The 24,637-nt window shown below is 71.5% G+C and carries 28 protein-coding genes and 7 pseudogenes; 27 read left to right on the forward strand and 8 right to left on the reverse strand.

From position 1 onward, the window contains the following. Positions 1–146: 146 nt before the first annotated feature. A complete protein-coding gene (locus U6N30_RS14580) occupies positions 147–1,001 on the reverse strand; it encodes a PaaX family transcriptional regulator (protein ID WP_324277834.1) in 855 nt (284 codons plus the stop codon). 129 nt (positions 1,002–1,130) lie between these two features. Between U6N30_RS14580 and U6N30_RS14585 the strand changes: the two genes are divergently transcribed. After that, positions 1,131–2,738, forward strand: a complete 1,608-nt coding sequence (locus tag U6N30_RS14585; protein WP_324277835.1) for an AMP-binding protein — start codon at positions 1,131–1,133, stop codon at positions 2,736–2,738. Between the two features lie 28 nt (positions 2,739–2,766). Here U6N30_RS14585 and U6N30_RS14590 read toward each other — a convergent pair whose 3' ends face one another. Further along, complete coding sequence (locus tag U6N30_RS14590; RefSeq protein WP_324277836.1) at positions 2,767–3,435, reverse strand: hypothetical protein; 669 nt, start codon at positions 3,433–3,435, stop codon at positions 2,767–2,769. An 8-nt stretch (positions 3,436–3,443) separates the two neighbouring features. Here U6N30_RS14590 and U6N30_RS14595 point away from each other — a divergent pair, with 8 nt between their 5' ends. Then, positions 3,444–4,331 (forward strand): FAD-dependent monooxygenase, encoded by an 888-nt coding sequence (locus tag U6N30_RS14595; protein ID WP_324277837.1) that lies wholly within the window; start codon positions 3,444–3,446, stop codon positions 4,329–4,331. Between the two features lie 85 nt (positions 4,332–4,416). Beyond that, complete coding sequence (locus tag U6N30_RS14600) at positions 4,417–5,871, forward strand: DUF6158 family protein (protein ID WP_324277838.1); 1,455 nt, start codon at positions 4,417–4,419, stop codon at positions 5,869–5,871. 8 nt (positions 5,872–5,879) lie between these two features. On the opposite strand, the gene U6N30_RS14605 is transcribed toward U6N30_RS14600, so the two are convergent. Both U6N30_RS14605 and U6N30_RS14610 read right to left on the reverse strand, forming a co-directional pair. Continuing rightward, entirely contained in the window at positions 5,880–6,164 is a 285-nt protein-coding gene (locus tag U6N30_RS14605; protein ID WP_324278310.1) for a PaaX family transcriptional regulator C-terminal domain-containing protein, read from the reverse strand. Next, a complete protein-coding gene (locus U6N30_RS14610; RefSeq protein WP_324278311.1) occupies positions 6,062–6,700 on the reverse strand; it encodes a hypothetical protein in 639 nt (212 codons plus the stop codon). Before U6N30_RS14610 ends, U6N30_RS14605 begins: the two co-directional genes overlap by 103 nt. Before the next feature lie 210 nt (positions 6,701–6,910). Here U6N30_RS14610 and U6N30_RS14615 point away from each other — a divergent pair, with 210 nt between their 5' ends. The 8 genes and pseudogenes from U6N30_RS14615 (at position 6,911) to U6N30_RS14645 (ending at position 11,631) form a co-directional block, all read left to right on the forward strand. After that, entirely contained in the window at positions 6,911–8,131 is a 1,221-nt protein-coding gene (locus U6N30_RS14615) for an ABC transporter substrate-binding protein (RefSeq protein WP_324277839.1), read from the forward strand. Positions 8,132–8,189: 58 nt separating this feature from the next. Further along, complete coding sequence (locus U6N30_RS14620) at positions 8,190–9,104, forward strand: branched-chain amino acid ABC transporter permease (RefSeq protein WP_324277840.1); 915 nt, start codon at positions 8,190–8,192, stop codon at positions 9,102–9,104. Continuing rightward, positions 9,104–10,006 (forward strand): annotated as a pseudogene (locus U6N30_RS14625) (branched-chain amino acid ABC transporter permease); the annotation flags it as partial. The gene U6N30_RS14620 and the pseudogene U6N30_RS14625, both read left to right, overlap by 1 nt. A gap of 133 nt (positions 10,007–10,139) precedes the next feature. After that, positions 10,140–10,601: pseudogene (locus U6N30_RS33875) on the forward strand (ATP-binding cassette domain-containing protein); the annotation flags it as partial. Then, on the forward strand, positions 10,602–10,931 hold the full coding sequence (locus U6N30_RS33880; RefSeq protein ID WP_422678112.1) for an ABC transporter ATP-binding protein C-terminal domain-containing protein: 330 nt from the start codon (positions 10,602–10,604) through the stop codon (positions 10,929–10,931). Between the two features lie 66 nt (positions 10,932–10,997). Then, a pseudogene (locus tag U6N30_RS14635) lies at positions 10,998–11,210 on the forward strand (ATP-binding cassette domain-containing protein); the annotation flags it as partial. Beyond that, positions 11,189–11,479 carry an ATP-binding cassette domain-containing protein gene (locus U6N30_RS14640; RefSeq protein ID WP_324277842.1) on the forward strand — a complete coding sequence of 97 codons (291 nt, stop codon included), beginning with the start codon at positions 11,189–11,191 and terminating at the stop codon, positions 11,477–11,479. The pseudogene U6N30_RS14635 and the gene U6N30_RS14640, both read left to right, overlap by 22 nt. Beyond that, positions 11,476–11,631: a hypothetical protein gene (locus U6N30_RS14645; RefSeq protein ID WP_324277843.1), complete on the forward strand. Its 156-nt coding sequence runs from the start codon at positions 11,476–11,478 to the stop codon at positions 11,629–11,631. Before U6N30_RS14640 ends, U6N30_RS14645 begins: the two co-directional genes overlap by 4 nt. Here the strand turns inward: U6N30_RS14645 and U6N30_RS14650 are convergent. Beyond that, the gene (locus U6N30_RS14650; protein WP_324277844.1) at positions 11,607–12,287 is read right to left on the reverse strand and encodes a GNAT family N-acetyltransferase; all 681 of its coding nucleotides are present in this window, start codon (positions 12,285–12,287) and stop codon (positions 11,607–11,609) included. The genes U6N30_RS14645 and U6N30_RS14650 overlap by 25 nt on opposite strands. A 385-nt stretch (positions 12,288–12,672) precedes the next feature. Here U6N30_RS14650 and U6N30_RS14655 point away from each other — a divergent pair, with 385 nt between their 5' ends. From U6N30_RS14655 to U6N30_RS14705, 11 genes and pseudogenes are all read left to right on the forward strand, one after another. Further along, positions 12,673–13,686: an enoyl-CoA hydratase-related protein gene (locus tag U6N30_RS14655; protein ID WP_324277845.1), complete on the forward strand. Its 1,014-nt coding sequence runs from the start codon at positions 12,673–12,675 to the stop codon at positions 13,684–13,686. Continuing rightward, on the forward strand, positions 13,602–13,841 hold the full coding sequence (locus U6N30_RS14660) for a hypothetical protein (protein WP_324277846.1): 240 nt from the start codon (positions 13,602–13,604) through the stop codon (positions 13,839–13,841). Before U6N30_RS14655 ends, U6N30_RS14660 begins: the two co-directional genes overlap by 85 nt. Then, a complete protein-coding gene (locus U6N30_RS14665) occupies positions 13,838–14,083 on the forward strand; it encodes a hypothetical protein (protein ID WP_324277847.1) in 246 nt (81 codons plus the stop codon). The genes U6N30_RS14660 and U6N30_RS14665 overlap by 4 nt, the downstream gene beginning before the upstream one ends. A 5-nt stretch (positions 14,084–14,088) precedes the next feature. After that, a complete protein-coding gene (locus U6N30_RS14670) occupies positions 14,089–14,262 on the forward strand; it encodes a hypothetical protein (protein ID WP_324277848.1) in 174 nt (57 codons plus the stop codon). 2 nt (positions 14,263–14,264) lie between these two features. Continuing rightward, entirely contained in the window at positions 14,265–15,746 is a 1,482-nt protein-coding gene (gene boxB / locus U6N30_RS14675) for a benzoyl-CoA 2,3-epoxidase subunit BoxB (RefSeq protein WP_324277849.1), read from the forward strand. A 65-nt stretch (positions 15,747–15,811) separates the two neighbouring features. Further along, positions 15,812–16,270, forward strand: a pseudogene (locus tag U6N30_RS14680) (AMP-binding protein); the annotation flags it as partial. A 185-nt stretch (positions 16,271–16,455) separates the two neighbouring features. Next, the gene (locus tag U6N30_RS14685; RefSeq protein ID WP_324277850.1) at positions 16,456–17,211 is read left to right on the forward strand and encodes an AMP-binding protein; all 756 of its coding nucleotides are present in this window, start codon (positions 16,456–16,458) and stop codon (positions 17,209–17,211) included. Positions 17,212–17,311: 100 nt separating this feature from the next. Next, complete coding sequence (locus tag U6N30_RS14690; protein WP_324278687.1) at positions 17,312–17,491, forward strand: hypothetical protein; 180 nt, start codon at positions 17,312–17,314, stop codon at positions 17,489–17,491. A 236-nt stretch (positions 17,492–17,727) separates the two neighbouring features. Then, positions 17,728–18,795, forward strand: a complete 1,068-nt coding sequence (locus tag U6N30_RS14695) for an NAD(P)/FAD-dependent oxidoreductase (RefSeq protein WP_324277851.1) — start codon at positions 17,728–17,730, stop codon at positions 18,793–18,795. A gap of 24 nt (positions 18,796–18,819) precedes the next feature. Next, complete coding sequence (gene fdxA, locus U6N30_RS14700; protein ID WP_324277852.1) at positions 18,820–19,152, forward strand: ferredoxin; 333 nt, start codon at positions 18,820–18,822, stop codon at positions 19,150–19,152. Further along, positions 19,149–19,667: a gamma carbonic anhydrase family protein gene (locus tag U6N30_RS14705; RefSeq protein WP_324277853.1), complete on the forward strand. Its 519-nt coding sequence runs from the start codon at positions 19,149–19,151 to the stop codon at positions 19,665–19,667. The genes fdxA and U6N30_RS14705 overlap by 4 nt, the downstream gene beginning before the upstream one ends. Before the next feature lie 5 nt (positions 19,668–19,672). On the opposite strand, the gene U6N30_RS14710 is transcribed toward U6N30_RS14705, so the two are convergent. Beyond that, on the reverse strand, positions 19,673–20,386 hold the full coding sequence (locus tag U6N30_RS14710) for an SDR family NAD(P)-dependent oxidoreductase (RefSeq protein ID WP_324278312.1): 714 nt from the start codon (positions 20,384–20,386) through the stop codon (positions 19,673–19,675). An 89-nt stretch (positions 20,387–20,475) separates the two neighbouring features. Between U6N30_RS14710 and U6N30_RS14715 the strand changes: the two are divergent. The 5 genes and pseudogenes from U6N30_RS14715 to U6N30_RS14735 form a co-directional block, all read left to right on the forward strand. After that, a pseudogene (locus U6N30_RS14715) lies at positions 20,476–21,690 on the forward strand (LLM class flavin-dependent oxidoreductase); the annotation flags it as partial. A 119-nt stretch (positions 21,691–21,809) separates the two neighbouring features. Continuing rightward, positions 21,810–21,890, forward strand: a pseudogene (locus U6N30_RS14720) (3-hydroxyacyl-CoA dehydrogenase NAD-binding domain-containing protein); the annotation flags it as partial. Positions 21,891–21,991: 101 nt separating this feature from the next. After that, the gene (locus U6N30_RS14725; protein WP_324277854.1) at positions 21,992–22,240 is read left to right on the forward strand and encodes a 3-hydroxyacyl-CoA dehydrogenase family protein; all 249 of its coding nucleotides are present in this window, start codon (positions 21,992–21,994) and stop codon (positions 22,238–22,240) included. A 46-nt stretch (positions 22,241–22,286) separates the two neighbouring features. Next, positions 22,287–22,892: an acyl-CoA dehydrogenase family protein gene (locus U6N30_RS14730; RefSeq protein WP_324277855.1), complete on the forward strand. Its 606-nt coding sequence runs from the start codon at positions 22,287–22,289 to the stop codon at positions 22,890–22,892. Continuing rightward, positions 22,883–23,446, forward strand: a complete 564-nt coding sequence (locus U6N30_RS14735) for an acyl-CoA dehydrogenase family protein (RefSeq protein ID WP_324277856.1) — start codon at positions 22,883–22,885, stop codon at positions 23,444–23,446. Before U6N30_RS14730 ends, U6N30_RS14735 begins: the two co-directional genes overlap by 10 nt. A 121-nt stretch (positions 23,447–23,567) precedes the next feature. On the opposite strand, the gene U6N30_RS14740 is transcribed toward U6N30_RS14735, so the two are convergent. Both U6N30_RS14740 and U6N30_RS14745 read right to left on the reverse strand, forming a co-directional pair. Continuing rightward, positions 23,568–24,092 (reverse strand): ABC transporter substrate-binding protein, encoded by a 525-nt coding sequence (locus U6N30_RS14740; protein ID WP_324278313.1) that lies wholly within the window; start codon positions 24,090–24,092, stop codon positions 23,568–23,570. A 46-nt stretch (positions 24,093–24,138) separates the two neighbouring features. Next, positions 24,139–24,609 (reverse strand): annotated as a pseudogene (locus tag U6N30_RS14745) (ABC transporter substrate-binding protein); the annotation flags it as partial. Positions 24,610–24,637: the final 28 nt, after the last annotated feature.

Genomic DNA, 24,637 nt, shown 5'->3' on the forward strand with positions numbered 1-24,637 from the left:
GCCCTCCCTCCTGACCCGCACGGACCGCCGCATCTCCTGAGCCCGCCAGATCGCCGCCATGCGCACGACGGCGGTCATGAACGCGCCCATGACGACGTTCAGGCACATGCGGGCGGCCTCGGCCGCTCCGCGCGGCCTGGCGCTCGTCAGGGGTCGATCAGCCGGCGGGCGTGGTCGTGCGCCGGGTCGGCCAGGCGGCCCTGCAGGTCGACGAAGAGATCCGCGGCCCGGGCTCCGTTCCAGTCGGCGGGCAGCAGGTGCAGCGGCAGACCCGGATCGGCATAGGGCAGCCGCCGCCAGTCGGTCAGCAGTCGCACGTAGTCGGCGAAGGCCTGCTCGGGCTCTGCTCCGTCGCCGGCCGCGAGCCGTTCGCGCACCGGTTCCTGGCGGTCGAGGAACTCCGCGTAGCGGGCGTGCAGGTGGTCCAGATCCCACCAGCGGGCCACGGTGTCGCGAGCCTCGCCGAGGGCCAGGTGTGCGCCGCGGAAGAACTCGACGTACCCGGCGAGGCCCCGGCGGCCGAGCACCTCGGCGGCCTCGTCGGCCAGATGGCCGGGCGCCACCCAGACACCGGGGGCCACGGTGCCGAACCCGAGCCGGGTCAGCTGGGACCGCAACTGGTGCCGCCGGTCCCGCTCGGACTCCGGCACGGAGAACACGACCAGGAGCCAGCCGTCGGCTTCATCCGCGCGGCGCCGGCCGAAGATGCGCGCGTCGCCGTCGGCCAGGATCTCCTGGGCCACCTCGGTGAGGGCGTAGCCGGCCACGCCGTCCACCCGCCGGGAGTCCAGCAGTCCACGCCGCTTGAGCCGGGAGATCGAGGACCGGACGGCCGGTTCCTCCACCCCGAGATCGGCCATCAGCCGGACGACGGACGCGATGGACAGCCAGCTGTGGTGCTCGCGGGCGTACAGACCGTAGAGCGTGACGATCAGCTGCCGGGGCTGCAGCGGACCGGCAGCGCCTGCAACGGAGCCGGTTGCCTCCTCGACGACGGTCACCGGCCCACGATAGCGACGGTCGGCGCCAGGCCGGGGTATGCATCGTGCGTTGTTGACTCTCGTTAGGTAGACGCCATACCGTTTGCTGCCGGGCTCACCGCAGTCCGATCCCTCCCCGAGAGGACCTCGATGACGCAGCTGACCGCGCTGAGCCGCTCCGCCCACCAGGACACGTTCAGCCGGGACCACCTGCCCCCGCTCGACCAGTGGCCGGTGCTCGACCTGGGACGACTGGACTACGGCGACCGGCTCAACTGCGCCACCGAGCTGCTGGACGCGACGATCGACCGCCTCGGGCCCGACCGTCCCTGCCTGCGCTCGGCGGACGGGACCGTGTGGAGCTACGGCGACCTGCGCGCGCACGCCAACCAGATCGCCGCCGTCCTCGTCGGCGAGCTCGGGCTGGTCCCGGGGAACCGGGTGCTGCTGCGCGGTTACAACGAGCCCTGGCTGGTCGCCTGCTGGTTCGCCGTGCTCAAGGCCGGTGGCGTCGCGGTCACGACGATGCCGCTGCTGCGGGCCGGCGAGCTGGCGACGATGGGCGAGATGTGCCGCCCGAGCGTCGCGCTGTGCGACCACCGGCTGACCGAGGACCTCGAGCGCGCCGAGATCCCCGGCCTGACGACGATGGCCTTCGGCTCGTCGGCACCCGAGGACCTGTGCGTCCGTGCCGCGGAGCAGCCGACGGAATTCCCCGACGTGGGCACCGCGGCCGACGACGTCGCGCTGCTGGCCTTCACCTCGGGGACGACCGGCCGGCCGAAGGCCACCATGCACTTCCACCGGGACGTGCTCGCCATCGCGGACACGTTCGCAGCAGACGTGCTGCGTCCGGAACCGGACGACGTCTTCACCGGCTCCCCGCCGATCGGGTTCACCTTCGGCCTCGGCGGCCTGGTGGTCTTCCCGCTCCGCGTGGGCGCCAGCACGCTGCTGCTCGAGCGGGCCGCGCCCGACGTCCTCGCCGACGCCGTCGCCGAGCACTCGGTGACGGTCCTGTTCACCGCACCCACCGCGTACAAGGCGATCCTCGCCTCGGGGCGGGCCGACCGGCTGGCGGGCGTCCGCCGTGCCGTCTCCGCCGGCGAGGCGCTCCCGGCCGCCGTCTGGAAGGACGTCCACGCCGCGACTGGGCTGCGCATCATCGACGGGATCGGGGCGACCGAGATGCTGCACATCTTCATCGCCGCGGCCGACGACGACATCCGTCCCGGATCGACCGGACGGGCCGTCCCCGGCTACACCGCCGCGATCCTCGACGACGAGGGGCGGCCGGCTCCCGCCGGCACCCCCGGCCACCTCGCCGTCCGCGGACCGACCGGCTGCCGGTACCTGGGCGGGGACCGTCAGGAGGTGTACGTCCGGAACGGGTGGAACCTCACCGGCGACACCTACGTCCGGGACGCCGACGGCTACTTCTTCTACCAGGCGCGGACCGACGACATGATCGTCTCCGCCGGCTACAACATCGCCGGCCCCGAGGTGGAGCAGGCGCTCCAGGGCCACCCCGACGTCGTCGACTGCGCGGTGGTGGGCGTCCCGGACCCGGAGCGCGGGATGGCCGTCAAGGCCTTCGTCGTCCTCAATCCCGCCTGCACGCGGGAGGTCACCGGCGCGGAACTCGAGGAGTTCGTCAAGCAGGCGATCGCGCCGTACAAGCGCCCGCGGGTGGTGGAGTTCGTGGCCGAACTGCCCCGGACCAGCACCGGGAAGCTGCAGCGGTATCGACTGCGCTGACAGCCTGCTCTCGTTTCATTGACGGCCGTCACATGAGCGGCATATCGTTGGCCCACGGACCACCCGAGCTGGAGGACGACCCATGCGCATCGCGGTTGTCGGCGGAGGTCCGGGCGGGCTGTACTTCTCCGCACTGGTCAAGCAACTGGACGCCGCGCACGAGGTGACCGTCTGGGAGCGCAACGCCCCCGACGACACGTTCGGTTTCGGGGTCGTCTTCTCCGACGAGACGCTCGGGGGCATCGAGCACGCCGACCCGGCCGTGTTCCGGGAGATGGAGCGGCACTTCGCCCGGTGGGACGACATCGACGTCCACTTCCGCGGCACGACGACCACCTCGGGCGGACACGGCTTCGCCGCCATGAGCCGCAAGGAGCTCCTGGGCATCCTGCAGCGCCGCTGCGCCGACCTCGGCGTCACCGTCCACTTCCGCACGCCGGCGCCGGATCCTGAGGTGCTGCGTGCGGAGTACGACCTGGTGCTCGCCGGCGACGGCGCCCGGTCCCAGGTGCGTGCGACCTACGAGGACGTGTTCGGCCCGACCCTGGAGACGCGGCACAGCAAGTACATGTGGCTGGGCACCGACCTCGTCTTCGAGGCGTTCAAGTTCTACGTCGAGGAGACGCCGCACGGCGTCATGCAGATCCACGGCTATCCCTACGACCGCACCGGCAGCACCTTCATCGTCGAGATGCACGACGACGTGTGGCAGCGGGCGTTCGGCGACATCGCCGTCCTGGACCTCCCCCGGGCGAGAGCGACACCAAGTCGATCGAGCTGGTCGAGCACCTGTTCGCCGACGTCCTCGGCGGCCACAAGGTCTTCGCCAACAACTCCAAGTGGCTCAATTTCCTGTCGCTGCGCAACGAGACCTGGCGGCACGGCAACCTGGTGCTCATCGGCGACGCCGCGCACACGGCGCACTTCTCCATCGGGTCGGGCACCAAGCTGGCGATGGAGGACGCCCTCGCGCTCGCCGCCTGCCTGCACGAGCAGCCCGACCTCGACAGCGCACTGACCGCCTACGAGGAGGAGCGGCGCCCCGTCGTCCTCTCCACCCAGCGCGCCGCCCAGGCCAGCCTGGAGTGGTTCGAGGACATCGCCCACTACGTCCACCAGGATCCCGAGCAGTTCGCCTTCAACATCGTCACGCGCAGCCGCCGGGTCACCCACGAGAACCTGCGGCTGCGGGACCCCGAGTTCGTCGCCGGCATCGACGCCTGGTTCGCCCGCAGCCAGCCGGAGCCGGTGGCGCCCCGGCCGCCGATGTTCCACTCCTTCCGGCTGGGCCAGCTCGAGCTGAAGAACCGGATCATCGTCTCGGCGATGGACATGTACTCCGCCGACGACGGGCTGCCGACCGACTTCCACCTGGTCCACCTGGGCAGCAAGGCCCTCGGCGGTGCCGGACTGGTCATGACCGAGATGGTCTGCACCTCTCCCGAGGGCCGGATCACCCTCGGCTGCACCGGGCTCTACTCCCCGACCAGGAGACGGCCTGGGCCCGCGTCGTCGACTTCGTGCACGCCGCCACCGACGCCAGGATCGGGGTCCAGCTCGGGCACTCCGGCCGCAAGGGCTCCACCAAGCTGATGTGGGAGGGCATCGACGACCCGCTTCCCGACGGCAACTGGGACGTGGTCGGCCCGTCGGCACTGCCGTACTCCCCGCCAACCAGGTGCCGCGCGAGCTGACCGAGAGCGAGCTCGCGGAGATCCGCGACGAGTTCGTGCGGAGCGCCGAGGCCGCGGCCCGAGCGGGGTTCGATGTCCTGGAGCTGCACTGCGCGCACGGCTACCTGCTGTCCTCGTTCATCTCCCCGTTGGCCAACCGGCGCACGGACCGGTACGGCGGCTCCCTGGAGAACCGCCTCCGCTTCCCGCTGGAGGTCTTCGACGCCGTCCGCGCGGCCTGGCCTGCCGAGCGCCCGATGACGGTGCGCATCTCCGCCACCGACTGGCACGAGGGCGGCACGGACGTCGACGACGCGGTCGCCGTGGCGCGCGCCTTCGCCGAGCACGGGGCCGACGGGATCGACGTGTCGACCGGTCAGGTGGTCAAGGCCGAGCGCCCGGCCTTCGGCCGGAGCTATCAGACGCCGTACGCCGACCGGATCCGCAACGAGGTCGGTCGCGAGTTCGGCTGCGCGGTGATCGCCGTGGGCGCGATCTCCAGCTACGACGACGTCAACTCGATCCTGCTCGCCGGCCGGGCAGATCTCTGCGCGCTCGGCCGCCCGCACCTCTACGACCCGCAGTGGACGCTGCACGCGGCCGCCGACCAGGAGTACGCCGGGGCGGGCGCGGTCTGGCCCAAGCCCTTCGCCGCGGGCAGCCGCCGGCCGCAGACCGGGCGCAGCGAGGGGCCCGTCCACGCCTCGAACTCGTCCGGCACGGCGAGCCGCGTACTCGCCACGCCCGCTGGCGGCCCTGACCGCCGGCACCGGATGACACCACCCCGGCCAGCAACCACCATGATCCCAGCACGATCACCCAGCACCGACCGCCGGACGGCACCGGACCGCGCGACCGGTGCCCACCAACGGGTTCCGGCGGAATCGAACGAGGGAGCGGCCATGAGCGATCGACAGGGCATTCCGGCCCGCGAACTGTCCGACGAGGAACTGGAGCGCCAAGGCGTGCACGCGCACGCGATGCGGCACTGGGTCTTCCTGCACGGGACGGCCGAGCAGTTCCGCACCCATACCGAGCGGATGCTCGAACTCGAGCAGGAGTACCTCCGCCGGCACCCCCAGCGCACCTGGCAGGGGTCGGGCGACGCGCCCGGCGCTCCCTCGCGCGACGACCGGATCCGGGACCTGGTCCAGACCTTCTCCCGGGCCATCACCGCGCTCCTGGACGAGGAGCCCGCGCCCGGGAGCGCCACGGGGACGACGCCCCGACCCGATCCCGCGGAGGCACAGGCGGCCCTGCTCCGACGCTTCGCCGAGTCGCCCGGTGGTCGGCTGCACAAGCTGGAGGCACACCAGATCGCCCGTCAGCTGACGCCGGACAGTCACCTGGTCGCCAGCCTGTACCGCCAGGATCCCCCGCTGCTCCAGGCGGAACGGGACGCTCGGGTCATCACCGATGCCGGACGGGCGTGGCTGCAGGAGCACGGGGTGCCGGCCTGAGCGCCCCGTCAGTCTCGACGGACCAGCTGCTCCCACGCCGCACGGGCGCGCGGGGCCCAGGCGGCATGCCGCTCGCGGAAGACTTCTGCCGCGCGGTTGCCGGTCCAGCGGGGCGGCAGCAGCTCGCGTGGCAGGCCGGGGTCGAGCAGCGGAAAGCGCCGCCATTCCTGGACCAGCCGGACCTGGGCGATCAACGCCTGCCGGTCGGTGCGCGGCCGCCGTCGGCTGACCAGGTCCAGGAAGTCCTCGTACCGGCGCTCGACGTCATCGAGGTCCCAGGCCGTGCGGGCCAGGAAGCGCTCGTCCCCGATCGCGCCCCCGGTGGAGACGAACGACCAGCTGCCGGCGAGCAGCTGCAGATCCTCGAGCACCTTGCGCGCCCGGTCCTCCCGGTGGACCCGAGGGTCACCCAGACACCCGGCGACGGGGAGCCCAGCCCCGCCCAGCCCAGCTGCGTCCGAAGCCGCTGGCGGAGGGCCCGGTTGTTCTCGGGAACCCCGACGGTGAGCACCAACCAGCGGCCGTCCCACGGCCGGCTCTCGGCCGCGAAATGGTAGATCCGCTCGGTTCCCTCGCGCAGCAGCTCGGTTCCCGCGTCGGTGAGCGACCACCGCGTCTCGCGGCCGACCCGGCTCGGCCGGATCCAGCCCGAGTCGGCGGTGCGCATGATGGCTTGCCGCGCCGCCTTCTCCGCGACGTCCAGATCAGCCAGCAGGTCGATCAGCGTGGAGGTCCACACCGGCCGGGCGTCGGGGAGCACGAACTCGCCGAGCACGGTGAGCAGCAGGCTGCGGGCGCTCGCCGCGCCGAGCTCCTGCCGCCGCGTCACGACGGGTCCCACGAACGCCTCCACCTGTACATCGTGACACCCGGCCACAAGACCGTTACCCGATCCGCCTGGCAGCTGCCCCGGAGGAGGCGCAGGTACCGGTCGGGTCACGGTTCTGTTTGTGGCGCTTGACACACTTCACCCCGTTCTACAGCATCATCGAGAACACGACGTGCAGCTGTAGCACGTCCTGACCCTACGGAGATCTCCATGGCAGTGGCTCATCCCGCCCGGCGACGGCTGTCCACCACCTGCGGCGTGGGCGTCCTCGCCATGGCCCTGGCCGCCTGCGGCGGCGGCAGCCTCGGAGGTGACGAGGACACCGGCGGAGGCACGGCCGAGGGCGAGGAGACCGTCACGGTCGGCCTGGTCATCCCCCAGGCGGGCGTCTACACGCCGCTGGGCGAGGACATGCAGCAGGGCTGGGAGCTGTACCTGGAGCAGAACGACGGGATGCTCGGCGGGTACGAGGTCGAGACGGTGATCGCCGACGAGGGCGAGAGCCCCGACACCGGGGTCCCGGCCGTGCAGCGCCTGCTCACGGAGGGCAACGTCGACGCGCTCGTCGGCATCGTGAACTCCGCAACCGCACTCGGCGTGGCCGAGGCCGTGACCGAGGCGGAGATCCCGCTGATCGTGGCCAACGCCGGTGCCGAGGCGATCACCAAGGACGCCGGCAGCCCCTACGTGTGGCGGTCCTCGTTCACCAACGCCCAGGTCGCCGCGGCGATGGGTGAGCACCTCGCCGCGGAAGGCATCGGGCCGGTCTACGTCATGGCCCCGGACTACGCCGCCGGCCAGGAGGTCGTCGAGGGCTTCACCACCGCCTACGAGGCCGCCGGCGGCACGGTCGCCGGTCAGGCCCTGACTCCGTTCGGCTCGACCCAGGACTTCCAGCCCTTCCTGTCCGGCATCCAGGCATCGGGTGCGGAGGCGACCTTCGTCTTCTACGCCGGCGGCGAGGCGGTCAGCTTCGTCCAGCAGTACGCCGACTTCGGGTTGAAGGACACGATCCCGCTCTACGGCTCGGGCTTCCTGACCGAGGGCAGCGTCCTGGACGCCCAGGGCGAGTCGGCCGTCGGTGTCCGGACGACGCTGCACTACTCCACCGAGATCGACAACGAGGCCAACACGGAGTTCGTGGAGGCCTACCAGGCGGCCTACGACGAGCTGCCGACGACGTACGCGCTGCAGGCCTACGACGCCGCGAACGTGCTGGACGGGGCACTGGAGGACGCCGAGGACCTCTCCGGCCCGGCGATCACCGAGGCGCTGGACGGCCTGGGCGAGATCGAGGACAGCCCGCGGGGCCCGTGGAGCTTCACGAACCAGACGCCGGAGCAGAGCATCTACCTGCGGGAGGTCGTCGACGAGGGCGGCACGCTGCTCAACAGCGTGGTGACCGACCTCGGCGTCATGCCCCAGCCGTAACCCAGTCGCGCTAGTCCCGCGACGGCGGTCACGGCCCGGAGGTTCCCTCCTCCCGGCCGTGGCCGCCGATCCGCGCGGAGAGGAGACCTCGATGGCCGGCTGGTTCGACGCGAACCTGGTCAGCATTCTCAACGGGTTCGCGATCGGCTCGTTGCTGTTCATCCTCGCCGTGGGGCTGTCGATCGTCTTCGGGATGATGGACGTGCTCAACCTCGCCCACGGCGCGTTCTTCCTGATCGGTTCCTACCTCGCCGTGACGTTCGTGGCCGGCGAGTCGTGGGGCGGGTTCTTCGCCGCACTGGGGATCGCCGCGCTCGTCGGCCTGCTGGCCGGCGGGGCGTTGTCCGGCCTCACCGAGCCGCTGGCCCGCCGGCCGATCCTCGACCAGGCGTTGCTGACGCTCGGCATCTCGCTGATCGTCGCCGAGGTGCTGTCGATCATCTACGGCAACGACGTGTTCTCCGTCCCCGAGCCGCCCGGCCTCGCCGGCAGCGTCGGCGTCGCGGGCAGCTCGTACCCCACCTACCGGCTGATGCTCATCGCGGTCGGCCTGGTGCTGGCGCTGGTGGTCTGGCTGGTGGTGGAGAAGACGTCGATCGGTGCGCTCGTGCGGGCCAGCGTCGCCGACCGGGAGATGGTGTCGGCCCTGGGGATCGACAACCGGAAGGTCAAGTTCGCCGTCCTGGGGGTGGGCTCCCTGCTGGCCACCGTGGCCGGGGTGCTGGCCGCACCCGTCTACGGCGCGCGGCCGGGACTGGACAAGACGATCCTCATCCTGGCGCTCGTCGTCATCGTCATCGGCGGGCTGGGCTCCGTGCGCGGCGCGCTGGTGGGCGCTCTCGTCATCGGCCAGGTGGAGTCGCTGGGCCGGGCGTTGTTCCCCGAGATCGCGTCCTTCATCCTGTTCGGCACGCTCGCACTGGTGCTGGTCGTCCGTCCGCGCGGACTCTTCGCCGGGAAGGTGGCCCACTGATGACCGTGCACGCCGACAGGCCGACCGAACCGTCCGTCGCCGAACCCCCGGCAACCGGCTCTCCAGGAGGTTTGTCCCGCCGGTTCGGCCGCTCCCTCCCCGCGGTCGCGGCGCTGGTACTGCTCGCGCTCCTCGCGGCGGTCCCGCTGTTCCTCGCGCCGTTCGACACGAACACGCTCTCCCGGATCCTGGTCTTCGCGCTGTTCGCCGTGAGCCTCGACCTGCTCGTCGGGGTCACCGGTCTGCCCTCCCTGGGGCACGCCGCGTACTTCGGCGTCGGCGCCTACACGGCAGGGCTGGTGTCGATCCACTGGACCAGCGAGGCGCCCGTCCCTGTCCTGCTGGCCGGGGTGGCCGGCGCCGTGGCCGCGGCCGCGACCGGGTGGCTCGCGGTGCGCAGCGGCGGCGTCTACTTCCTCATGCTGACACTGGCCATCGGCGAGCTGGTGCACCAGCTCGCGCAGAGCCTCTCCGACGTGACCGGTGGCTCCAACGGCCTGTTCGGCATCCCCAGCGTGCGCGTCGGCGGCGAACCCCTGACGCTGGCCGGCTACGTCTACTGGTACATCCTGGCCGTCGCGCTGCTGGGCTTCCTCGGCCTCTGGCTGGTGGCGCACTCGCCGTTCGGCAGCGTGCTCCGCGGCATCCGGGACAACGAACCCCGGATGCGGTCACTGGGCTACTCGCCCTTCCGCTACAAATTCGTCGCATTCGCGATCGCCGGCGGCTTCGCCGGTCTGGCCGGCGGCCTCCTGGCCGGCCTGGTCCGCATCGTCAACCCGACCGACACCGGCTTCACCACCAGCGCACTGATCCTCCTGGCCGTGATCCTCGGCGGAGCCGGCACGCTGTGGGGTCCGATCCTGGGCGCGGCGGTCGTCGTGCTGGTCCGGGACACCTTCGGTCCCCAGCTGGACGGGCACGGCCCCTGCTGCTGGGCGTGGTGTTCGTCGTCGCCGTCTACGTGCTCCCCCGCGGCTTCGCCGGCCTCAGCGGCCTGGTCGGCCGCCGGCAGCGCTCATCAGGAGGTCCGGCATGAGTGCACCGCTGCTGTCCCTGTCCGGCGCGAGCCGGCACTTCGGCGCACTCAAGGCGGTCGACGACGTCAGCCTCGAGGTGCCCGATGGCGCACGCCATGCGCTCATCGGTCCCAACGGCGCCGGCAAGAGCACGCTGTTCAAGCTGATCACCGGCGCGCTGCCCCTGTCGGCCGGGACGATCGGCCTGGCGGGCTCGGACATCTCCCGGCTGTCGGAACATCAGCGGGCCCGGCGCGGGATCAGCCAGACCCTGCAGCACTCCAGCCTCTTCCTCACCCAGACGGTGCAGCAGAACGTGCTGCTGGCAGCTCAGCGCCAGCACAGCAGCCGGCACGCCCTGGTGCCACGCCGGCAGACGGCCGCCCGGGAACGGGTGGCAGCGCTCCTCTCCGACGTCGGCCTGGCCGGCCGTGCGGAGACGCCGGTCGCCGCCCTGTCGCACGGTGAGCGGCGCCAGGTGGAGGTCGCCGTCGCGCTGGCCTGCGAGCCCCGACTCCTCCTCCTCGACGAGCCGGCCGCCGGCATGTCACCGGCCGAGAGCGCCCAGCTCGTCGGCCTGCTCAAGTCGTTGCCGGAGTCGGTCACTCTCGTCATCGTGGAGCACGACCTCGACGTGGTGTTCGCGCTGGCGACCTCGGTGACGGTGCTGCACCTGGGCCAGGAGCTCCTGACCGGCACCCCGGACGAGGTCCGCACGAGCGAGGCCGTCCAGGAGGCCTATCTGGGCTCCGGCCGCGAGTCGCTGTTCCTGGACGGCAGCGGCACCGCCCATCTGGAGGTGAGCTGACGTGCTCGAGGTGCGTGACCTGGAGTCCGGTTACAAGCGCAGCACGGTGCTGCAGGGGTCGACCTCGACGTGGCGGCCGGTCAGGTGCTCGGGCTCCTCGGCCGCAACGGGGTGGGCAAGAGCACGCTGATCAACACGCTGATGGGGCTGGTACACCCCACGCGGGGCAGTGTCCGGCTCGACGGCGTCGACCTGGCGGGACGCCGTTCGGACGTGATCGCGCGGGCGGGGTCGGTCTCGTGCCGCAGGGACGGCGGGTGTGGCCACCGCTCAGCGTGACCGAGCACCTGGACCTGGCCGCGCGGCGTGGACGGGGCCGTGGCCCCTGGGACATCGACCGGGTGCTGGACCTGTTCCCGCGTCTCGGGGAACGCCGCCGGCACGATGCCGGCCAGCTCTCGGGCGGCGAACAGCAGATGCTGGCCATCGCGCGGGCCCTGCTCACCAACCCGCGCCTCGTGCTCATGGACGAGCCCTCGGACGGGCTGGCGCCCGCGGTCGTGGACCTCATCGGTGAGGCCATCGGCCGGATGAAGGCCGAGGGGTGACGCTGGTGGTGGTCGAGCAGGACCTGCATCTCGCGTTCGCCGTCGCCGACGACATCGCGGTCATGGACAAGGGCGTGATCGCCCACCGGTCCACCACGCGGGAGTTCCGCAGCGACAGCTCGGTCGCTCACCGACTCCTCGGCGTGGCCTGACGAGCTGCCGGGACCGGGGCCCCGTGTGAGCCGGGGACGGCCGGCCGCGGTGTCGTCCGGAGAACGACGTCAGAAACGGTGGTGCTCCGGGTCCACGTAGCCGCCGCTCTCCTCGGCTCCGGGGCCGAGATCAGAACCGCCCGGCTGCTCGGACTCCCCCGGGGGCGCGCCGACGCCCGCTCGCGCTCGGCGTCGTACGCCGCCCGGTGCGCCTCGTCCGGTTCGAACGTGCCGGTCCCCGGACGACCCGCGTTGCGCTGGCCGATGTCCCGCTTCCGGTCGCCCACCCGCTTGCGGAGCCTGCCGTCGTCGGTGCCGGTGAAGCCGTGGGCGAGGAACCACTCGGTGACGGCGACCCGATCGGGATGTGTGTCCCGCACCACGTTCAGCACGTAGTTGAGCCCACGGGCGGCTGCCTCCTCCTCGAGTCGGGCGAGGGTGAAGGCGCCGGCACCGGTGCCCCTGGCGCTCTGGTCCACGGCGAGCAGGATCTCGGCGTCGCCCCACACGTCGTCCAGCCAGCCGTAGGCGACGACGCGATCGCCGTCCTCAACCCGCCACCAGTCGCTGGCGAGCCGCTCCCCGCCGCTCGCGACTCGGCACGGAAGACGCCCTCCGGAATGCCCGCGAACACTCGTTCGCGGTCGGTGTCCCACCGGGGATCGTCGTCCTTCACCCACCGCAGGCTCGTCGTCCGGGTGTCCGTGGTGCTCATGGGGCCCCCTGAGGCATCTGTCGTCCGGCCGACCGACATGGGCACGCGGCCGACGATTCGCAGGATAGAGACGTGAGCCACATGTCTACACTGGAGCTGCCGCTTGCGCATGTCGGTGTAGCACGTCAGGATGGTCTCGAAAGCCCGCGGGACTACCGCGTCAGTACATCCCTTGGAGGATTCGTGACCACCCTCGACGACCGTCCGGCAACCGGAGGCGCGGAGGCCACGGCCCCCGGCCCCGACCAGCCCCCTGCGCAGACCGAGGTCTCCTTCGACACCTCCCTGACCGGTACAAGCACTGGAAGCTGTCGGTCGACGGCGACGTGGCCACGCTCACGCTGGACGTCGCCGAGGACGGCGGGATCGTCCCGGGCTACGAGCTGAAGATGAACAGCTACGACCTCGGCGTGGACATCGAGCTGCACGACGCCGTCCAGCGGATCCGCTTCGAGCACCCCGAGGCCAAGGCGATCGTCGTCACCAGCGGCAAGGACCGCATGTTCTGCGCCGGCGCCAACATCAAGATGTTGGCCGCCTCACCGCACAGCTGGAAGGTGAACTTCTGCAAGTTCACCAACGAGACCCGCAACGGCATCGAGGATGCCTCCGCCCACTCCGGGCTCCGCTCGATCGCCGCGGTCAACGGCACCGCCGCGGGCGGCGGCTACGAGCTGGCGCTGGCGTGCGACGAGATCCTGCTCGTCGACGACAACTCGTCATCCGTCTCGCTCCCTGAGGTGCCGCTGCTGGGCGTGCTGCCCGGCACCGGTGGCCTGACGCGCGTCGTCGACAAGCGCGGCGTCCGTCGCGACCTCGCCGACATCTTCTCCACCACGTCCGAGGGCATCAAGGGCGATCGGGCAGTGCAGTGGCGCCTCGTCGACGGGACCGCGAAGGCGACCGAGTTCCCGGGCGAGATCGCCCGGCGGGCTGCTGAGGCCGCGGCCACGTCATCCCGCCCCGGCGCCGGTGCCCAGGGGTGCAGCTCACCCCGCTGGCGCGCGAGGTCGACGGCGACACGACCCGGTACCAGCACGTGCGCGTCGTCCTCGACCGCGAGTCGGGTACCGCCACCGTCACGGTGCTCGGCCCGACCGCCGTCCCGGACGACGTCGACGAGCTGCACCAGCAGGGCGACCAGGCCTGGCTGCTGGCCGCCACCCGGGAGCTCGACGACGCGATCCTGCGCCTGCGCACCAACGAGCTGTCCATCGGCACCTGGCTGCTGCGCACCGAGGGCGACGTCGCGACCGTGGCCGCGTACGACGAGTTCCTGCTCGCGCACCGCGACGACTGGCTGGTCAACGAGACCATCGGCTTCTACAAGCGGACCGTGAAGCGGCTCGACACCACCTCGCGCAGCCTGTTCGCGCTGATCGAGCCGGGCAGCTGCTTCGTCGGTGCCCTCGCCGAGATCGCGTTCGCCGCCGACCGCTCGTTCATGCTCGAGGGCCAGTTCGAAGAGGACGACGCCCCGCTGCCCCCGCGGTGATCCGGCTGGACGAGTTCAACACCGGCCTGCTGCCCATGGGCAACGACCTCACCCGCCTGCAGGTCCGCTTCCTCGGCAGCGCCGAGGAGCTGGCCGCCGCGGAGGCCGCGGTCGGCCGCGACCTGCTCGCCGCGGACGCCCTCGAGCTCGGCCTGGTCACCACCGCACCGGACGACATCGACTGGGAGGACGAGATCCGGCTGGTCGTCGAGGAGCGCCGGAGCTTCTCCCCGATGCGCTGACCGGCATGGAGGCCAACCTCCGCTTCGCCGGCCAGGAAACCCCGGAGACCAAGGTCTTCGGCCGGCTCACCGCGTGGCAGAACTGGATCTTCCAGCGGCCCAACGCCGCTGGCCCCGAAGGGGCACTGCGCCGGTACGGCACCGGTCAGCGGGCCGACTACGACAGGAAGCGGGTCTGACGATGACCACCACGGAGAGCACTCCCCAGTCAGGCACGGTCACCGGCGAGGCGCCCACGCCGACCGGCCCGACGTCGAAGATCGACTACAGCGAGAAGATCCCGAACAACGTCAACCTCGCCGGCGACCGCAAGCTCCAGCGCGCCCTGGAGGCCTGGCAGCCGAAGTTCATCGACTGGTGGAAGAACCTCGGCCCGTCCATCCCGACCCACGACGTCTACCTGCGCACCGCCATCGCCGTCGGACGCGACGGCTGGGCGCACTTCGACCGGGTGCCCATGGAGGACTACCGCTGGGGCATCTTCCTCGCCGAGCAGGACCCCGACCGCAAGGTCAACTTCGGCGACAAGAAGGGCGAACCGGCCTGGCAGGAGGTTCCAGGCGAGCACCGGTCGGACCTGCGCCGGCTGATCGTCGTCCAGGGCGACACCGAGCCGGCCTCGGTCGAGCAGCAGCGCCACCTCGGCATGACCGCGCCGTCGCTGTACGACATGCGCAACCTGTTCCAGGTCAACGTCGAGGAAGGCCGCCACCTCTGGGCGATGGTCTACCTGCTCCAGGCCTACTTCGGGAAGGACGGCCGCGAGGAGGCCGAGCAGCTGCTCAAGCGCAACTCCGGCGACTTCGACTCGCCGCGGATCCTCGGGGCGTTCAACGAGGAGACGACGGACTGGCTGTCGTTCTTCATGTTCACCTACTTCACCGACCGGGACGGCAAGTACCAGCTCGGCACGCTGAAGGAGAGCGGCTTCGACCCGCTGGCGCGCACCTGCGAGTTCATGCTCAAGGAAGAGGCGCACCACATGTTCGTCGGCACCACCGGCGTGCAGCGCACCGTGCAGCGGACCGCCGAGCTGATGAAGCAGCACGGTACCGACGACATCTGGCAGTACGGCGGCATCCCGCTGACGGTCATCCAGAAGTACCTCAACTTCCAGTTCTCGGTGTCGATGGACCTGTTCGGCTCGGAGACCTCGTCCAACGCGGCCGCCTACTACACCGCCGGGCTCAAGGGACGCTGGATGGAGACCCGCCGCAAGGACGACCACCAGCTGCACGACCTCACGATGGACGTGCCGATCATCGAGAACGGCGCGATGTCCACCAAGAACGTGCCGATGCTCACCGCGCTGAACCTCGACCTGCGCAACGAGTACGCCGCGGACTGCGAGAACGGCGTGAAGCGCTGGAACCAGGAGCTCGAGGACGCCGGGCTGGAGGAGCGGCTGTTCCTGCCGCACCAGGGCTTCAACCGCAAGGTCGGCACCTTCGCCGGCCATCGCGTGAGCCCGACGGGCGAGATCCTCGACGACGCCGCGTGGGAGAAGAACGTGGGCGAGTGGCTGCCGACGTCCGACGACCGCGCCCGGGTGGCCGAGCTGATGGTCCCGCACTACGACACCGGCGACTTCGCGGGCTGGATCTCCCCGCCGTCGGTCGGCATCAACTCGATGCCGGTCGAGTACGACTACGTCCGGTTCTGACCCCTCCGGAGTCGCCGGGTGACGTGTTCTCGTCTCCCGGCGGCTCCGCTGTCCGAGGAGGCTGCGTGGCCACCGTCGACACCGCACCTGCAGCACCCGCACCGCACCCGGCGCCGGCGTCGCCGGACCTGTTCAACGCCGCCGAGTGGCTGGTCGACAGGCACGCCGTCGCGACGCCGGAGCGCCGGGCGATCACCGCGATCGGTCTGGACGGCGACGTGCGAACGCTCAGCTACGGCGAGCTCGACGAGGCGATCCGCCGGTTCGCGGCCGCCCTCATCGCATCGGGCGTCCGCCCGGAGGAACGGCTCCTCCTGTGCATGGGCGACACGCCCGAGCTGCTGACGGCGTTCCTCGCGGGACTGCGGATCGGCGCCGTCCCGGTGCCGGTGAGCACGATGCTCAAGCCCAAGGACATCGCCGTCCTGGCGCGGGACAGTCGCGCCCGCCTCGTGGCCCTCAGCTCGGAGTTCGCCGAGCTCGCACCGGCCGTCGGCGGACTGCCCGACCTGGCGGACGTCGTCGTCCTGACGGAGCGACCCGACACCGCGCTCCCCGGGGTCGACGGCACGCGGGTGCGCGACTGGGACTCCTTCGTCAGTGCCGGCGCCGGCTTCCTGGAGCAGACCGCCGCGCCCTACCCCACGGTCGCCGACTCCCCGCCTTCTGGCTCTACACGTCCGGCACCACGGGCACGCCGAAGGGAGCGATGCACCGGCACGGCTCCCTGCGTGACACAGCGGAGACCTACGCCCGGGACGTGCTCGTCATCGGGCCGGACGACGTCACGTTCTCGGTGGCCAAGTTCTTCTTCGCCTACGGCCTCGGCAACACGCTCACGTTCCCCTTCTCGGTGGGCGCCAGCACGGTCCTCGACCGGTCGCGGCCGAGCCCGGCCGGCACCGTGCGCGTGCTGCAGGAGTTCCGGCCGACGCTGTTCTTCGGCGGTCCGACGTACTACGCCGCGCTGCTGGCGGCGGACCTGCCGCAGGACGCCTTCACGTCGGTCCGCGCGTGCGTCTCGGCCGGCGAGGCGTTCCCTGCCCCGCTGTTCGAACGCTTCACCTCCACCTTCGACGTCGAGATGCTCGACGGCATCGGCTCCACGGAGATGCTGCACATCTTCATCAGCGGCCGCCCCGGCCGCACGCGCGCCGGCGCCACCGGCGAGATCGTCGCCGGCTACGACGCCAAGATCCTCGATGACGACGGCAACCCGGTGCCCGACGGAACCCCGGGCAACCTGTTCGTGCGCGGCAGCTCCGCGGCGACCGGCTACTGGTGCCGCATGGCGACGACCCGGTTGGTCTTCCAGGGCGACTGGGTGCGCACCGGCGACACCTACGTCCGCGGCGAGGACGGTTTCTACACCTCCCTGGGCCGCACCGACGACATCATCAAGGCCGGCGGCATCTGGGTCTCCCCACCGAGGTGGAGGAGCGGCTGCGGCAGCACCCAGAGGTGATGCAGGTCGTCGTCGTGTCGGTCCCCGACGCGTCCGGCCTGGACAAGCCCGTCGCCTGCACCGTCCTCTCCCCGGGGCCACCGCCACGGCCGACGACCTGGTGGCGTTCTGCCGCGACGGCCTCGCCGCGTTCAAGCGCCCCCGCAACGTCCTGGTGTTCGACGAGTTGCCGACCACCGCGACCGGCAAGCTGCAACGCTTCCGCATCCGCGAGCTGGCCCTCGAGCGCCTCGACTCAGCCACGCCCGACCTGATCCCGATGACCGGAGGCCCTGCGTGACCGAGCGTGCGAGGTCACTCGTGAACACAGCACCGCCCGCGGTCACGAGGCCGACGAGCGCCAGCGAGGAGGACCGGTGACCGAGCGTGCGAGGTCACCCATGAACACAGCACCGCCCGCGGTCACGAGGCCGACGAGCGCCAGCGAGGAGGACCGGTGACCGAGCGTGCGAGGTCACCCATGAACACAGCACCGCCCGCGGTCACGAGGCCGACGAGCGCCAGCGAGGAGGACCAGTGACCGCGACCGACACGCTGCTGCCCGACAACGCGGCGGCCGGCGGACGGCGGGTCGACGTCGACCTGCTGGTCGTCGGTGCCGGCCCCGCCGGGCTGTACGCCGCCTACTACGCGGGCTTCCGGGGCCTGCGCACCGCGATCGTCGACAGCCTTCCGGAGCCGGGTGGCCAGGTGACCGCGTTGTACCCGGAGAAGATGGTCTACGACGTCGCCGGCTTCCCGGGGATCAAGGGCCGGGATCTCGTCGCCGGCCTCGTCGAGCAGGCGGCCCGCTTCGACCCGGTCTACGTGCTCGGCGAGCGCGCCGAGCACCTGACCAACGAGGCCGGGCACCGTCCGCGCGCCGGCGAACGGCTGATCGTCACCACGGACAAGGGCACCCGGATCAGCACCGGAACGGTGGTGATCACCGGCGGCATCGGCACGTTCACCCCGCGCCCCTTGCCCGGTGGCGCCGTGTGGGAGGGCCGCGGGCTGACGTACGTGGTCAAGGAACTCGCCGCCCACGCCGGCCAGGACGTCGTCATCGTCGGCGGTGGGGACAGCGCCGTCGACTGGGCGCTGGCCCTCGACGGCCTCGCCTCCTCGGTCACGCTCGTGCACCGGCGCAAGAACTTCCGGGCCCACGCCGCCAGCGTCGCTGACATGGAGAAAGGGTCGACCGTCATCGTCACCGACGCGCAGGTCGACTCGCTCGAGGGCGACGAGCGACTGCACACCGTGCACGTCAAGGCGAAGGACGGCACGGTGACGCCCTACACGGCGCAGTCGTGCATCGCCGCCCTCGGTTTCACCGCCGATATCGGCCCACTGGAGACCTGGGGCGTCGATATCGTCGATCGCAAGATCATGGTCGACACCGCGATGCGCACGTCGGTGCCCGGCGTGTACTCGGCGGGCGACATCACCGAGTACGCGGGCAAGGTGCGGTTGATCGCCGTAGGTTTCGGGGAGTCCGCGACCGCGGTGAACAATGCCGCCACCTATCTCGACCCCGACCAACCCCTGTTCCCCGGCCACAGCAGCGACGACCCCGCCGGCATCGGCGCGGCTGCCGCGCACTGAGCCCTCATCTCAGGAGACACCCCCGTGCCCTACGTCATCGGCTCCGAGTGCATCGACACCACCGACATGTCGTGTGTGGAGGAGTGCCCGGTCGACTGCATCTACGAGGGTGACCGGAAGCTGTACATCAATCCCAAGGAGTGCATCGACTGCGGCGCCTGCGAGCCGGTCTGCCCGGTCGAGGCCATCTCCCAGGATCGCCGGGTGTCCGAGGAGAACGAGCCCCACATCGCCGACAACCGACGCTTCTTCGTCGAGCCCCTGCCCGGGCGCGAGGGACCCCTCGGCAGCCCGGGCGGGGCGTCGAAGGTCGGCAAGATCGGCGTGGACACCGAACTCGTCGCCGATCACTCGTGACCGTCTGGGCCCTCGACGGCGTCGCTCCCACCATCCACCCCACGGCCTGGGTGCATCCCGACGCAACGGTCATCGGCCGGGTGGAACTCGGCCCGGAGGCGAGCGTCTGGCCCCAGGCCGTGCTGCGCGGCGACTACGGGGAGATCCGGGTCGGGGCGCGGACGTCGATCCAGGACGGCACCGTGCTGCACACCACCGCCGAGCACCCCACGGTGATCGGCGCTGACTGCGTCGTCGGACACCTCGCCCACCTCGAGGGCTGCACCGTGGGCGATCGCTGCCTGATCGGGTCGAACTCGGTCGTCCTCAACCGCGTCGTCATCGAGGACGGGTCACTCGTAGGGGCCGGCGCCCTGGTTCCGGAGGGCACCCTGGTGCCGGCTGACTGCCGGGCACTGGGCGTGCCCGCGCGGGTGCGGGAGGGCGCAGGGATCGCCGAGCAGATCGGCTGGGCCGTGCCGCTCTACGTCGAGAACGCCCGGCGGTACCGCGAGCACCTGGTGCAGGTCGGCTGACCTGCCTACCGCAGGCCGCCGTCCACGTCGATGACCGTGCCGGTGACCCAGCCGGCCTCCGGGCCGAGCAGGAAGGTGATCACCGAGGCGATGTCCTCGGCCTGGCCGAGGCGACGCAGAGCAGGAGCCTTGGCCATCGCCTCGATGGCCTCCTCCCCCGTCGTCCCGCGCAGCTGCGGGGTGTCGGTGGCGCCCGGCCGGACCGCGGTGACCCGGATGCCCTGGCGCCCGAGCTCCTTGGCCGCCACCCGGACGGCGGCCTCGGCGGCTGCCTTGGCCATGACGTACGAGGTCTGCCGGGCCGGAGCCAGCTCGGCGGCCGCGGAGGAGACCACGACGACCGCGCCGCCGTCGGCCAGCCGGCGCCCGCTCTCCTGCAGGGTCAGCGCCACCGAGCGCGCGTTGAGCGCCCACGCGTCGTCCAGGTCCTCGACGGTGAGCTCGCTCAGGCGGGTGTAGGTCCAGCCGCCCGCGCAGTGCACCACGCCGGACAGGTCGTTCCCGACGGCCTCGAAGGCCGCCGCGACGTCGTCCGGACGACGGACGTCGCACCGCACCGCGCGGACGCGGGGACCGAGGTCGGCGCACATCCATTCGGCTCGTTCGGCGCCGGTGTTGTACGTGAACACCACCGGCGTGCCCTCGGCGGCGAGCCGGCGCACCACCGAGCGTCCGATCCCGCTGCTCCCGCCCAGCACCAGCACCGTCCGCTGCCCCATCACGGCGATCACTCTACTATTTCGCCCGCAGCCGGTAGTCTCCGCGTAGCAGGTCGACCGCTTCGAGGAGACGATGCACGGTGCGCGTGATGCTGACCCTGAGCTTCGATCAGCGCGCCGTGGCCGCCGAGGCGCGCCACGCCGAGGACGCCGGCTACGACGGCGTCGCCGTCGGCGAGCACCTCTTCTTCCATGGGCCGCACCCCAACGGCTTCGTCGCCCTGGCCGCGGCGGCCGGCGCCACGTCGCGCATCCGTTTGCTCAGCTCCCTCACGGTGCTCCCGCTGTATCCCGCCGCGATCGCGGCGAAGCTGGCGACCACCTTGGACCAGGTCTCCGGTGGGCGGTTCGACATGGGCGTCGGCGTGGGCGGTGAGTACCCGCCCGAGTTCGTCGCGGCCGGCGTGGACGTGACCACCCGCGGGGCACGCACCGACGAGGCACTGGAGCTGCTCGCGAGCCTCTGGAGCGGCGGCCCGGTCGACTTCGATGGCCGGTTCACCCGCGTGCCCGACCTCGCGCTCGCCCCCGGCCCGGTGCAACCGGGTGGCCCGCCGATCTGGCTCGGCGGCCGCAGCCCGGCCGCCATCGCCCGGGCGGGCCGCTACGCCGACGTCTGGATGCCGTACATGTACTCGCCGGAGCAGGTCGCCTCCAGCCTCGCGGAGGTGCGCGCGGCCGCCGAGCAGGCGGGGCGGGACCCGGCAGCGGTGCGCGGGTCCATCTTCTGCTGGGGCGGCGTCGACCAGGACCCGGTGCGATCGCGCCAGGAGGTCGTCGACGGAGTCGGTGCGGTGTACCAGCAGGACTTCGACCGGATCGCCGACCGGTACCTGTTGCACGGCGACCCGGCCCGGGTCGCCGCCCGGGCGCGGGAGTACGCCGACGCCGGCGCGGAGACCCTGATCTTCTCCCCGTCGGCGAGGGCGTCCGCCGCCAGGAGATCGTCGACGAGTTCACCTGCTCCGTGCTGCCACAGCTCCAGTCGCTGTCCTGAGGAGAGCCATGCCCGTACCGGACGACGTAGACATCTCCGACGCGGCCGTCGTCGGCGGGGGAAGATGGGGTCCGGCATCGCCCATGCGTTGCTCACCACCGGGTGCGCGGTCACCGTGGTGGAAGCGCTTGCGCCGGACGCGACCCGGGAGCGGGTGACCTCCTCCGTCGAGAAGTCGGCCGCGCGGGGCACGCTGACGGAGGCGGTCCCGGACGTCCTGGCCAGGCTGCGCATCCGATCCAGCCCTGCGGACATCCCCGCCGATGCCCTGCTCGTCGTCGAAGCCGTGCCCGAGGACGCCGCCCTGATGGCCCAGCTGCTCCGCGAGGTCGAGCAGGCCGTGCGCCCGGCGGCGGTGCTGGCGACGAAACCTCCTCCCTGTCTGTCAGGGAGCTGGCCGCCACGCTGGACCGGCCGCACCGGTTCATCGGGATGCACTTCTTCAAACCCGTCCCCGCCTCCCGGCTGGTCGAGATCGTCGTCGCCGTCGACACCGCTCCGGACGTCGTCGACGCCGCGGACACCTGGGTGCGGCGGCTGGGGAAGACCGGGATCGTCGTCCACGACTCCCCGGGTTCGCATCATCCTGGCTCGGCGTCCTCCTGGGGATGGAGGCCATCCGGAAGCTGGAGGAGGGCGTCGCTGACGCCGAGGCCATCGACACCGCGATGGAACTGGGGTACCGGCACCCGATGGGCCCGCTGCGCTCGGCCGATCTGGTCGGACTCGACGTGCGCCTGTCGATCGCCCGACTACCTGCACCGGACGCTGGGCGAGCGTGTCGAGCCCCCGCGACTGCTGCGCGCGAAGGTCGCCGCCGTCGAGCTCGGCCGGAAGACCGGATGAGGCTTCTATGACTACACCTGACCCCGGCATGCGCCGCCCGCGCGCCCGGAGCGACACATGAGCATTTCCGCTGACGACCTCGAGGAGATCCGGCAGCTGGCCCGATCGGTCGCGACGGAGCGCATCGCCCCCTCGGCGTCCGACGTGGACGAGGCCGGGCGCTTCCCGACCGAGGGCTACCAGGCCCTGGTCGCGTCCCAACTGCACGCGGTCGTCATCCCCGGGGCCTACGGCGGCGTAGGGGCCGACGCGCTCACCAGTGCCGTGGTGGCCGAGGAGATCGCCCGCGCCTGCGCCACCACGCAGCAGGTCTCCGGTGCCAACGAGCTGTTCGCCTGGCCCCTGCTGCTCGCCGCCTCGGAAGAGCAGAAGCAGCGCTGGCTGTCGCCGATCGCCGCCGGCGAGGCGCTCGGCGCGTTCGCTCTCTCGGAACCGGACGCGGGCAGCGACGTGGCGTCGATGACGACCCGCGCCCACGCCACCGACGACGGCTGGCGCGTGCGCGGCACCAAGCGGTGGATCACCAACGGCGGGGTGGCCGACTGCTACGTGCTCTTCGCCGTGACCGACCCCGAGGCCGGCAGTCGCGGGATCTCGGCCTTCGTGCTGGAGGGACCGACGCCGGACTGTCCTTCGGTGCCCCCGAGAAGAAGATGGGGTTGAAGGGCTCGCCCACCACCGAGGTCTACCTCGACGACGTGCCGCTACCGGCCGACCGGCTGATCGGCCGGCCCGGCGAGGGGCTGAAGATCGCGCTGAGCACGCTCGACCGCACCCGCACCGGGGTCGCCGCACAGGCGGTCGGCATCGCCCAGGGCGCCCTCGACGTCGCTGTCGAGTACGTCTCCCAGCGGAGGCAGTTCGGCAGGGTGCTGGCAGAGTTCCAGGGGCTGCAGTTCATGCTCGCGGACATGGCCGTGGCCGTCCGCGCCGCCCGCCTGCTCACGCACGCCGCCGCCGCGGAGATCGAGGCGGAGGCGCCGACGATGGGCGCTTCCGGCGCGGCCGCGAAACTGTTCGCCTCCGACACTGCCATGAAGGTCACCACCGACGCCGTCCAGTTGCTCGGCGGCTCCGGCTACGTCACGGACTTCCCCGTCGAGCGGATGATGCGCGACGCCAAGATCACCCAGATCTACGAGGGCACCAACCAGATCCAGCGCATCGTCATCGCGCGCGATCTGCTGTCCCGCGCCCGAGGCCGGATGCCGCGGTAGACCGCGACCAGTGCGCGGGTGTTCGGCGCGGCGGCGAGGGCCCTCGCCGCCGCGGAGGCCCACCGCTGCCCGGCCCCGCCACAGGGCGGGACCGGGCGGGATTGGACCGGTCAGGCCGGGGTCACCCGGCGAATTCGTAGGCCTCCGCCAGGTCGGAGGTGTAGCCCTCGCCTACGGCTGTCAGACCGCCGGGCACGGTCGAGTCGGCCTTGGAGATGTAGACCTCGCGGGTCGGCGGCACCGCGGGGTCGGAGTAGTCCAGGACCCCTGCGACGGTGCCGCCGGACTCGTAGTCGGTGATGGACCGGAGCGCCTCGAGCAGGCCGTCCCGGGTCAGGGCGTCCTCATCGCAGGCGCGGGTGAGGACCTCGTGCATGATCTGCGCCGAGGCGTACCCGTACATCGCGCCGTTCTGGATGGGCTCCTCGTCGGGGTACTCCTCCTCGTAGGCGGTGAGGAACTCCGTCACCCCTTCCGCCTCCAGGGACGGCGGTGCCATCGACGTCGCCGTGTAGAAGTTCTGCTCCAGCGCCGGCCCGGCCGGCGTGTCCATCAGGTTCGGCGTGAAGGCCGGACCGTTGCCCACGATCGGCACGTTGAGCCCGATGGACTGCGCCACGCTGGCGATCGAAGCGGTCTGGGGGATGCCGCCGCGACGATGATCGCCGTGACGCCGTCGTTGGCCATCGCGTTCACCTGTGCCGAGAGGTCGGTGTCGCTCGGCTTGATCTGGTGCGGAACGACGGTAAGGCCCAGCTCCTCCGCGGCGTACTCGGCGCCGGCCAAGGAGCTGCCGCCGAAGTCACCCTCGAAGTAGACGACGCCGATCGCGTCCCCTCCTGGAGCCCCTGCTCGCTCATGAGCCAGTCGATCGCGTTGATGGTCTCCACGTCGTAGGTGGTCCCGGTGATCTGGAAGTTCGGGTCGGGGAGGACGTCGGAGGTCCATGCCGCCATGCCGACGAGCATGTTGTCCTCCTCGAAGGAGGGCCGCAGTGCGGTGATAACCGACGAGCCGAGAACGGGGGCGATTGCCAGCACGTTGTTCGACATGGTCTGGTAGAGCGAGACGGCCTGCTGAGGGTCGTACGCGTGGTCCTGGACGTCCAGCTCCACCTGCCGCTCGCAGACACCGCCCTCTGCGTTGACCGAGTCCCAGTAGAGGTTCGCCCCTGCAGGATCGACCGGCTGT

Origin of the sequence: Blastococcus brunescens (genome assembly GCF_035320885.1) — a bacterium.
Lineage (GTDB): Bacteria > Actinomycetota > Actinomycetes > Mycobacteriales > Geodermatophilaceae > Blastococcus_B > Blastococcus_B brunescens.